At 33.7% G+C, this 10,194-nt stretch carries 7 protein-coding genes; 2 read left to right on the top strand and 5 right to left on the bottom strand.

Going from position 1 to position 10,194, the window contains the following annotated elements; genetic code table 11:
* Positions 1-185 (bottom strand): hypothetical protein (locus ACWIUX_RS01795; RefSeq protein WP_448589012.1); only part of this gene is annotated, 185 nt, incomplete at its 3' end.
* A gap of 211 nt (positions 186-396) precedes the next feature.
* Here ACWIUX_RS01795 and ACWIUX_RS01790 point away from each other — a divergent pair.
* Positions 397-2,238, top strand: coding sequence for an aldehyde ferredoxin oxidoreductase family protein (locus ACWIUX_RS01790; protein ID WP_448589011.1), 1,842 nt, complete (start codon positions 397-399; stop codon positions 2,236-2,238).
* 95 nt (positions 2,239-2,333) lie between these two features.
* On the opposite strand, the gene ACWIUX_RS01785 is transcribed toward ACWIUX_RS01790, so the two are convergent.
* Both ACWIUX_RS01785 and ACWIUX_RS01780 read right to left on the bottom strand, forming a co-directional pair.
* The gene (locus ACWIUX_RS01785; RefSeq protein WP_448589010.1) at positions 2,334-2,909 is read right to left on the bottom strand and encodes a transglycosylase SLT domain-containing protein; all 576 of its coding nucleotides are present in this window, start codon (positions 2,907-2,909) and stop codon (positions 2,334-2,336) included.
* A gap of 242 nt (positions 2,910-3,151) precedes the next feature.
* The gene (locus ACWIUX_RS01780) at positions 3,152-3,925 is read right to left on the bottom strand and encodes an inositol monophosphatase family protein (protein ID WP_448589009.1); all 774 of its coding nucleotides are present in this window, start codon (positions 3,923-3,925) and stop codon (positions 3,152-3,154) included.
* A 242-nt stretch (positions 3,926-4,167) separates the two neighbouring features.
* Here ACWIUX_RS01780 and ACWIUX_RS01775 point away from each other — a divergent pair, with 242 nt between their 5' ends.
* Entirely contained in the window at positions 4,168-5,766 is a 1,599-nt protein-coding gene (locus ACWIUX_RS01775) for an alkaline phosphatase (protein WP_448589008.1), read from the top strand.
* Positions 5,767-5,959: 193 nt separating this feature from the next.
* Here ACWIUX_RS01775 and ACWIUX_RS01770 read toward each other — a convergent pair whose 3' ends face one another.
* The gene (locus tag ACWIUX_RS01770) at positions 5,960-8,515 is read right to left on the bottom strand and encodes an ATP-binding protein (RefSeq protein ID WP_448589007.1); all 2,556 of its coding nucleotides are present in this window, start codon (positions 8,513-8,515) and stop codon (positions 5,960-5,962) included.
* Between the two features lie 5 nt (positions 8,516-8,520).
* Positions 8,521-10,194: DUF1156 domain-containing protein (locus tag ACWIUX_RS01765; protein ID WP_448589006.1), on the bottom strand; the 1,674-nt coding region annotated here is incomplete at its 5' end.

Below are 10,194 nucleotides of genomic sequence, written 5' to 3'. Positions count from 1 at the left end.
AATATGATGTTTTCTTCTAAATTTTTAACATTTTTTTCTTTAATTTCACTTATTTCATTCTTGAGTTTCTCAAAATCAAAAACCTTTTCTAATTTCCTTCTTTTTTCAAAATAACTTTTCTGAGCTCTATTAAGGGCATTTTGAAGGAATTGATCTTTGCAAAGAGTTTCTTCTGTTTTTTTCAAATTTTTACCTCTAATATAATAAATAATATATAGATATATTATAGATATATTATAATGGAAAAAAGTGGAAAAATTTTATTAAATTACTTATTTTCGATAAGTATGAATGACGTTCAATTAAGAGCCGAAAAAATAAAAAAATTAACTAATTTGTTTTAGAATATATAAAAATATCTTAATTAAATTTAAGACTTCGAAAGGGGTAACAAAAATGTTTGGAAATAGTGGAAAGATCGCATTTGTAGATCTTAAAACAAGAAAGGCTAGTGTGCAATATTTCAATGAAGAATTCTATAAGAAATTTCTTGGAGGGAGTGGATTTGGAGCCTATTTTATAAATAATTTTGTTAAAAAAGAGACTGATCCTCTTTCAGAAGAAAATGTCCTTGTAATAGCATCAGGTCCATGGCAGACCGGCATGTTGCCAGGATGTGGAAAAATCTCTATCATGTGCAAGTCACCTCTTACTGGTACTTTTTCTGATACCTCAGCAGGAAGTAACTTTTCTGTTCATTTAAAATCATCTGGTTACGATGCAATAGTAATACAAAATAAATCAGATAAACCAGTTTATCTTAGTGTATCTCAAGATAATTTAGAAATTATTGATGCGGATTTCCTTTGGAGACTAGATGCATATCAGTCTCATGAAATGCTTGTTGAGAGATATAAAGGAAAAAATATTTCAACTCTAACAATAGGTCAAGCAGGAGAAAATCTTGTAAAGTTTGCTTGTGTTGTGAGCAATGCACATGGCTTTGGCGGAAGAGGTGGAGCTGGAGCTGTGATGGGTTCAAAGAATTTAAAAGCTATAGTCGCCGTTCAAGGTGAGATGTGGAAGGTATACGATAGTAAAAAACTTTCTGAATTTAGGAGAGATCTATTTGAAAAGTTAAAGAGAGCTAACGTGTTCAACGGTGAAGGCACTCCTGCAGTGATGGCAACACTTGAAAGATTGGGAGATGTACCTATACACCACTGGTTAAAGGATGAATGGGAAGAGGGAGCAAAAGCCCTAAGCTCTCCAAGATATACTGAATATTTAAATGCTAAGAGCAGGTATTGTTTTGGATGCGTAATAGGTTGTCATAGATATGTAGAATCACCTTCTGGATACAAGGGAATAGGTCCAGAATACGAAACTCTTGCGCTATTTGGCACAAATCTTGACATTAAAGATCTTGATACGGTTTGCGCCGCAAACGATTTGGCGAATAGATATGGCGTAGACACAATAACAATGGGGAGTTTAATTGCCACTGTCATTGAGGGTTATGAAGCTGGCTATATAAAACAAAGTGATATTGGGTTTGTGCCAAAATGGGGAGATAGGGATACTTTAATAAACTTGATAGAACTAACTTGTCAAAAAAGAGGAATAGGAAATATTGTCTCTGAAGGTTCTAAAAAGCTACTAAGCACTTTCAACATGCCAGAATCATTTAACGTTTCTGTTAAAAACCTTGACGTGCCAGCCCACGATCCAAGGGCTTTTTATTCTCTAGCTATAAACTATGCTACTGGTAACAGAGGTGCATGTCATCAAAGAGGTGCTTCACATGTAGGAGAAAGAGCTGGGGTCCTGAATCAATTTGGAACAGATATAAAATTATCAATGGATAGTATGGAAAACAAAGAGTTACTTGCCATTAGATCACAAGATGTGGCATGCTTGTTAAATTCTCTAACTATTTGCTTCTTCCACCTTTTTGGCAATCTAACTGCAGATGATATTGTCAAGGGAATAAATCTTGTTACTGGATGGGATACAAATATCGAAGAACTAATGAAAACTTCAGAGAGAATATTTATGTTACAGAGAATGATAAACAATAAATTCGGTTTTGATAGAAGTGATGATACTCTACCTGACAGATTCTTTAAAGCTGCTGAAACTGGTCCTAGAAAAGGTAAGGCACCTTATGACTTCGAGAAATATCTTAATAGTTATTACAAAATAAGGGGAATTGATGAAAACGGCAAAATATTGCCAGAAACAATTAAAAGACTGGAGTTAGACAAGCTTGATATGAGCTATTTTTGCATTGATTAAGTTGAATTAAAATAATATAAAATCCCAAAAAACATTACAGTTTTAATCCCCTTGTTTAAATATAGTTTTAAACGAGGGGATTATTTTTGCAAGGCTTAGTGTTCATAACTATAATTGCTATAAAATTCTTCAGCATAAGCAATATATCTTCCATTTCTATATGTACTCCAGGGAGCAAAGTTTTGCCCATTTCTCGAAAGATAAATTGCAAATTTAGTGTTATTGTAAGGATCTAATAACCAATTAACTTGGTCATCCCAGCTGCATACGTTATAAACTCTGCACAAAGTATTTTTATGGGCTAATAGGTTAATTTGAAAAAGCCCAACTGAGTACTCTGGTAAAGATAGCCTTCCTGAACTGAGTAGTACTCCACCCTTTGGATTGTCTACAATAATATTTGGATTGTAATTGCTTTCAGCTCCCGCTATACCAACCATTTCAACAGCTTTATCAGCAGGTACATTATTTTTTAATAAAAAATCAAAAAGAACCTTGGGGGATATAATATTGCTATTATAGGTTTGTACTTTTATATTCTGCCACATACCAAAATTTTCGCTATCTGCATAAGAAAAAGAAGAAGTTAAAATTAAACCAAGAAAAATATAAATAAAAAGAAAGAAAGAACTAAATATTTTTCTACTTATATAAAAGTCCGCGTTCGCCATCCCCTTACACAATAATTAATGGAAGTACAAGCCTTTAAACTCCTAATGTAAAAAAATTATAACATATTTTAGAATTTGAAATTATAGTTCTTGTTCTAATAATCAAAAAACTCTCTAACACCAAAGGCCAAAATTATAACAAATATGCTTACAGTCAAAAAGATTCCTATAGACATAAAAAAGCTTGCAAAAATAAGATAGCCAAACATTATAGCTCTTCTAAAATTTGTAAATTCATCATCTTATAAAGAAATAAGTTCTTTAATTTTCTCATGTAACAGCAGATTGGACGCAAGTATCTGATTTGACTGTCCGATCTTATATTCCTCTCCTTTATAATCAGTCACCTTACCACCGGCTTCATTAACTAAGAGTATTCCAGCAGCCACATCCCAGGGCTTAAGACCATCTTCATAGAATGCATCAAATCTCCCACAGGCAACATAGGCAAGATCTTGCGCAGCAGCTCCAGGCCTTCTTATTCCTCTTACATTTATTAAAACCTTTTTAAATCTAGTGACTATCTCTTCATAATTTTCATGAATAGAATATGGGAATCCAGTTCCAACTAAGCATTTTTCTAAGCAATTTTCTTCGCTGACTGAAATTCTTTTTTCATTAAGAAAGGCACCTTCGCCTTTAATAGCAAAAAAGAGTTCATTTAAAATGGGGATATAAATTAGTCCAAGCTTTATATCGCCGTTATGTAAGTAGGCAATGGATATAGCAAACCAAGGTAGTCTGTGCACAAAATTGGTTGTGCCGTCTAGCGGGTCTATAATCCATGTAGATTTTAGGTTCAATGTGTTTTTAGAGCTTTCCTCTGCAATTATTTCATCATCAGGGAATTCGGATTTTATAATATCAATAATTCTTTCTTGAGAACTTGTGTCAGCATCAGTGACCATATCAATTTTTCCTTTAAATCTGACGTTTAAATCGTTTGAATAATAGTATTTTAATATTTCACCAGCTTCTAATGCACATCGTTTAATCACTTCAATCCTTTTATTCAATTTAAGATGCTCCTTCAAAAAAAGTTTAAGTACTATTATAAACCCTTTTAAAGGGTACGATAGAGCTTATTAAGTTGGCTACTTTAATTAAGTGAGTTGTAAATTCAAAAATTTGTGCGTTAGATAAATTTAGAAATAAATATTTATTAACATACTTTTAACCTATTATTAACTTAGCTTTTAAAAAGAAATAATAATTTAAAAGGTAGACCTAAAAAATTTTGTTAGGAGGTTTTTAAAAGATGTCTGAAATTACTCGAAGGGAAGCAATAAAAATTTTTGGCGCTACAGTAGCTACCCTATTAGTTAATCCTACAGTTTATGCTAATCAAATTATTCAGTCAGGCAGTCCAATAACATTTGAAAGCACAGATAAACCGGGTATAATTTTTGTTGTCGGGGATGGCATGCCAATGTCTACATTGACAGCACTTCAAAGATTAAGAGAGAGCGTAGGTCGTACAACTACATTCTATAAAAGATTTCAGGATTCTGACAGCGTTATAACCTATATGGGAACTGCAAGCTTGTCAAGCGTAGTTACTGATTCTGCACCAGCAAGCGCAGCATGGGCAACAGGCGTTCACACTGCAAATCATTTTTTGAGCTCTTTGCCAAACGGTAAAAAATTGAAAACTATTGGTGAGATTGCAAAAGAAAATGGCTATGATATAGGACTCGTTACTACCACAAGGGTAACTCATGCTACACCTGCTGCCTGGTATTCACACAATCCAGACAGAGATGATGAGGCAAATATAGCTGTGGATGCCCTTCAGATAGAACCTACTGTTTTGATGGGTGGCGGACTAAAATATTTTGATAAAAATGTGAATCCAAAACTTTCAAATAATTTAATCGATGATTTCAAGAACAAAGGTTATAACGTGCTTACAAAAGCTCAAGAAATTAACAACATTGATTATAGCAAGCCGATATTGGGACTTTTTAACAAATCTCACTTAAGCTATTACCTGGATAGATTAAATGATGATAAACTCTCATATCAGCCTTCATTAGCTACTCTTGCTGCTGTAGCGCTTAAAAAATTACAAGATTCAAAAAAGGGTTTTGTTTTACAGATTGAAGCTGGAAGAATTGACCATGCAAATCATGCTAACGATGCATACGGCGCATTAATGGACACAGCAGAGCTTGATCAGGTTTTAGACGTAGTTAACGAATACCTAAGTAAAAATCCAAAAACGCTAGTTATCGTTACAAGTGACCACGGAACAGGTGGATTTGGCGTATACGGAACAGGACCAGATTATAATGATTCTACAGAAGCCTTGTTAAAATATAAAGATATTAAGGCATCAATTCCTTACATTGCAGATAAAATCGACAATAAAACTCCAGCCGAAGTTCAGGATATTGTAGCCTACTATACAGGGTTTTCTATTACACCTGACGAAGCACAACTTATTATTGACTCAAGAAGGCCTGACTTTACAGGAATTACAGGAAACTATTTATATAGAGCATATGAATCTTGTGCACTTGGAGCAGTGCTTGCAAAATGCGAATATAATCTAACTAAGGATGGCGATCAAACTGGAAAACCTATTTTGAGAAGGGGAAATACATACTTCGTCTCCACTACGCACACAGGAGAAGATCAGGTCGTGTTAGCTTATGGCAATCGGGCAAAACAACTTATACCTTCAAGAAGAATTGATAATATAGAGCTTTTCAAATCTATGTTGTCTTATTTAAATATTCCCTATTATCAAAATCCAACAATGACTCAAAAAGAAGCAAAGGCTATAATTAAAGACCTTTATAAGGATTATCCTAATGAAAAATGGGCAAATAGTTTAAGGCTACACGTGTCATAAAATTAATATTGTTTAAAGTGATACAATATACGATGAAAGAAATAAGGTAAGGCAAAAAAGGATTAAATAGAAGTTTATACTTGAAATAGTCAAAAATACATCCAAGTGTTGGCTATAAAATTCCATGTGGGGTTTTATAGCCAATTGTAATATTGTAGTGCATTAACTTTGGAAGGCTTTTTTATCTATTTATCTATTTATCTATCTCTATGTTTAATTGTTGTAATGCTTCTATAATTTTATTTTGATAATCCTGTTTTGACATGCTGCCATCTGTAGCTTTTATATCAATGTAAACAGATTCAAACTGCGTCTGTATTAAATTAACGATCCTAAATATATCAGAAACCTTCCCTTTAGGGATTTTAAAACTTAAATTAATGTTTTTTTCAACTGTTTCATACTCATTTAGTTCTTTTGTCTCTGCTATAGCTTGAGTATCGAAAGATTTACTTGGACTAGTTTCTTTTATAACATTTTCTTCGACTTTTATTATAACTTGTGGACGTTTATCTTCTTCATGTTTTTTTACACACAAGTTCTCTTTAATAATTATTTCGTTATCACTAAATCCAATTTCTGGCTTTTCTTTAATATATATGCATCTAGGTATATCAGCATCAAGCTCTCCTAAACCGAAAATACCTTTTAAAACACCGTCGGATATTGCTTTTTGTAAGGTATATTTATCTTTTATGCGCGGTTCACCAGGTATTCGATAAAACGTATCCAATAGTTTTTTAGTATGAACATAATCTTTATTAGAAAGATATTTTTCTTTAATAACAATGGGCACCATATTCTCTAATATTTCATTTTCAGAACGTAGTCTATCGTATATCTCATTAACAAGAGATTTTTGATCTCCATAGGTTGGTATTCCAAGATCAATTTTTTTGTAACTATCCTTAGTTGGAACCGCAATGTATCTGTAAAACCGCCTTATTGATTCTTTTAGTTCAGGTTCAATTTTTTTTATTTCTGATTTTATTTCCTTTAACTGGATTTCGGAGAGGTTTATTGTAGTGTCCTTTTCTATTGATTTATAGGCTAAATATCTTTTCAGTCGATTTTTAAAACCGATTCGTTCATTTTCTGATGGAAAAAGCAAAAATATAGTATTACAATTAACTCTTACACTTGTCCCCTTACTTTTAATGATTGATTCAATAACGTCTTTATTTTCATTTTGTAAAATAACAAGCTTAAATTCTTCAGTATCGGGTATAGATGATGGGTCTTCTTGCCATATATAAACCTTAAAATCTCCTCCTGTAACACTTTCTTTTAGTAATTGATATTCTAATTTCGAAACATCTTCTTCTTTTATGTTTTCGGTTTTTGTAAGAATTATGCGATTTAGGTTTGGCTGATTTGAAAAGAAATACTTATCATTTTGGAATTGAAAATAAAAAAGTTTGTTTTTCAGTTGTTCAATGGCTTCTGCAACAACGCTTGACGGATTGTCCAGAGTAGTAGCTGAACGCTTAATTTCATTTAATGTTGCACCTTTTTCAGTGCCACCAGAAAAGGAATACATAAAAATAGTTGTGGCAGTGCGAGTAGCCAATTTTAATCCTTTATATGAATCACCTAAGTTTATATCCACCTTTTTACTACCTGCATCAGAATCAGTTATATCCTGTGCAATAATGCTATTATATTCAGTGCCTATATGCTTTAAAAGTTCCTGCCGTATTTCACCGTTGGCAAGATTAAAATCCGCAAGCGTGATATAGGGTATGCTTTGATCTTTTAATATTGAAATAACCAAAGAAAGCAAACGCAATACACCTCTTGTGCGTTGAAAATTAGGAAAACTTCCCCAACGATGATACAACACATCTAGAACCTCAGGCAAAAATGGATATGAATCTATAAATCTATCCCTGTATTCAGTTGGCTCTGTCCCAATAGGTAAAATACTTTCCTTTTGTGCGTAAACCATAAAATCATTTACAACCGATTTTACTTTTTGCAAATCAATTGAACTAAAAAGCCTTTGGCGTATAACCTTAGAAATTTCAGTTTCTGAAACTGGCGTATATATCTTCTCAACTCTACCAACCACTCTTTGTATCTGTGAGTATAGCTTTTCAGTAGTTTGATCATAATGTTCCATTAAGCTTGACGGTAATGTTAACACAAGGCAGGATTTCTCAAGCGTGGATATGGTTTCGCTAAGCTCCTGTAAAAATGCCACAGTTTGTGCAGCAAGCGTGCTTTCTCCTACCCTTTCACCAGCTGCTTTTACTATATATTCAAGAAGCTCATCAATTAATATGACAAATGGCTGATGTCTTGAAAGTAGACTTTTTAATTTATCCTTTCCGGGCGATGTAAGCCCTGTTAAATATTCATTTTTGCCAGTTAATTGAGTTTCAATAATACCCCATAGAGTATCTTTTGAACTTGATTCTGTACCAACAATAACAATAGGTGTTGCGCCCCACTCTCTTGCTTTATGCATAAGTGCAATAAGTGAATGGGTTTTGCCACCACCAAATGGAGTCTGTATTTGTATTGTTGGATCTCCGCCTTTGCCATTAATACGATTTTGAATGATACCAACTAGATTATGCAGCCCTTGAGTAATATATGTTTTTTGAAAAAAGGTTGATGCATCTTTGTATTCTACTGACCCGCGATTATGATATGCATCCCATAAATCAGCAGCAAAAATATCCATTCTCAATCTACCTTCAAGTATATCTTTATGCGGTACTGCAATGCTATGAAATGCATTCATAATATTCATCCTCCATTAAAATCTAAAGATTGCTGTCTAAATTTGGATTCCTTTAACTCGCTTTGAATTCTTTCTCTACCTACCAAAAACCCATCCAAAAGCTTTTTTTCTTTGCTTTCAATTGGCAAGCATTCTGAAATCGCCTGAGCTACCCTGTAAAATGCTTCACTTCTCCCATATCCTGTATCTTTTAAGCGATTTAAGATATCGGCACTTTTGCTCTTTTCCCATAATAAAAGTATATGGTGCAATATATCAATTAGTTCTGTAGAGTCTTCTAAATCTTCAAGCTTTCGTTCCTGTGGACCTAGAACTTTTATAAACTCTTTATCTTTGTTTATAAAGCTTTTCTTATTCCATAGTTCAGATAGGTTAATTCCACAACTGGTAGCAAGTTTGCGTGCTTCGTCAAAAGGAACTTTTGCTTCTATATAGTTCCATCTCCACAGCACGTAAAAGCGTGTCAGTTCGTTGATTTCACCCACAAAGCCATTGTGCAAAATTTTATGCACTGCATAATCAGTAGCAACTTTTCGCACGTCTTGAAGAATTTTATCTGCTCTTATGATATTGCCTTCATAATCCATAACCTTTTCGTATTTGCCAAAGACCTCAATGGCAGAACCAATGGCAGCAATAAAAAAGTCTCCTCCACCAATGCCTTCATCCCAAAGCCTATCGAGCTTTTCGTTAAGATATGTCTTTAATTCTTCTTTAACCTGATTGTAAAAACCTGTTGACTGTCTTTCCATTTTACGGGCAACTATATAGATAGACGAAGCGAGCGATGCTGTCTCTTTTGCATTCAAACGTACCTGCATTTCTGTATTAATAGGCCATGCAGCGGTAATAATAAGGCCTGAATCTAACAAAGAATTAATAAGTGTTTCCCAGCCTTCAGTGGATTTGTGAGCATAGACAATTACTGTAATTCCGTTTGGTTTTAATACTCTATAAATTTCCTGAAATGATTTAATAAGATTTTCTTCAAAAAATTTCTTAGCTAAATCAACACTACCATGACGTACAGGGTTTGCGACTATTTCTTGTGATTTTGGAACAAGTGGAGTTGAAAAAAGTTCAGGGTACAAATCCCCAATAGAACGCTTTAACCAAACATAGAAAAAATCAGAAAGTTCTGCGTAATTTACATTGTCATAATATGGTGGATCGGTAAATACTGCATCGAAAAAGTTGTCGGAGTATGGAAGAGATGTAGCAGAGGAGTGTACTATAGAAGATGGCTCTAAACTGTTCATTAGAATGCAAGTTTTTACAACATTTAGATTATATTCTATTGAATTGTTCCAATCACCTGTAGAACAACTGAAAGGATTAGATTCAAAAAAATCCCATACCATTGCCAATGCCTGCCTACTAAACGATCCAGCGATAGTTTCTTTTGTATTAGCCCATCTACTCACCGTACTATTTTTCTCAGCGGTACTATTAATCGAAATACCCAAATAACCCACCACTGCTTTTGCGTATTCTTTATCATATCCTTCTTCGATCATTTTTTTATAAGCCAATCGCACCTTTTCAGTAAATGTTATCAATGCCAATTTCTGACGAGAGTTAAAAAGGTCACCCCATTGTAACATGCCATATAACCACATTGTTCTTGGTTTGACTGAATTTGGATCGATATCTTCATCCGGCACTGGGTCTATTCCCCA

The sequence above is a fragment of the Thermodesulfobium sp. genome (assembly GCF_053498235.1).
Note: the sequence above shows the minus strand (reverse complement) of the source record. Positions and strands in the feature narration are given on the sequence as shown.

Excerpts from the sequence above, each read along its gene's own strand:
- ACWIUX_RS01790 (WP_448589011.1), top strand. The coding sequence starts at position 397 with ATGTTTGGAAATAGTGGAAAGATCGCATTTGTAGATCTTAAAACAAGA.
- ACWIUX_RS01785 (WP_448589010.1), bottom strand. The coding sequence starts at position 2,909 with ATGGCGAACGCGGACTTTTATATAAGTAGAAAAATATTTAGTTCTTTC.
- ACWIUX_RS01775 (WP_448589008.1), top strand. The coding sequence starts at position 4,168 with ATGTCTGAAATTACTCGAAGGGAAGCAATAAAAATTTTTGGCGCTACA.
- ACWIUX_RS01770 (WP_448589007.1), bottom strand. The coding sequence starts at position 8,515 with ATGAATGCATTTCATAGCATTGCAGTACCGCATAAAGATATACTTGAA.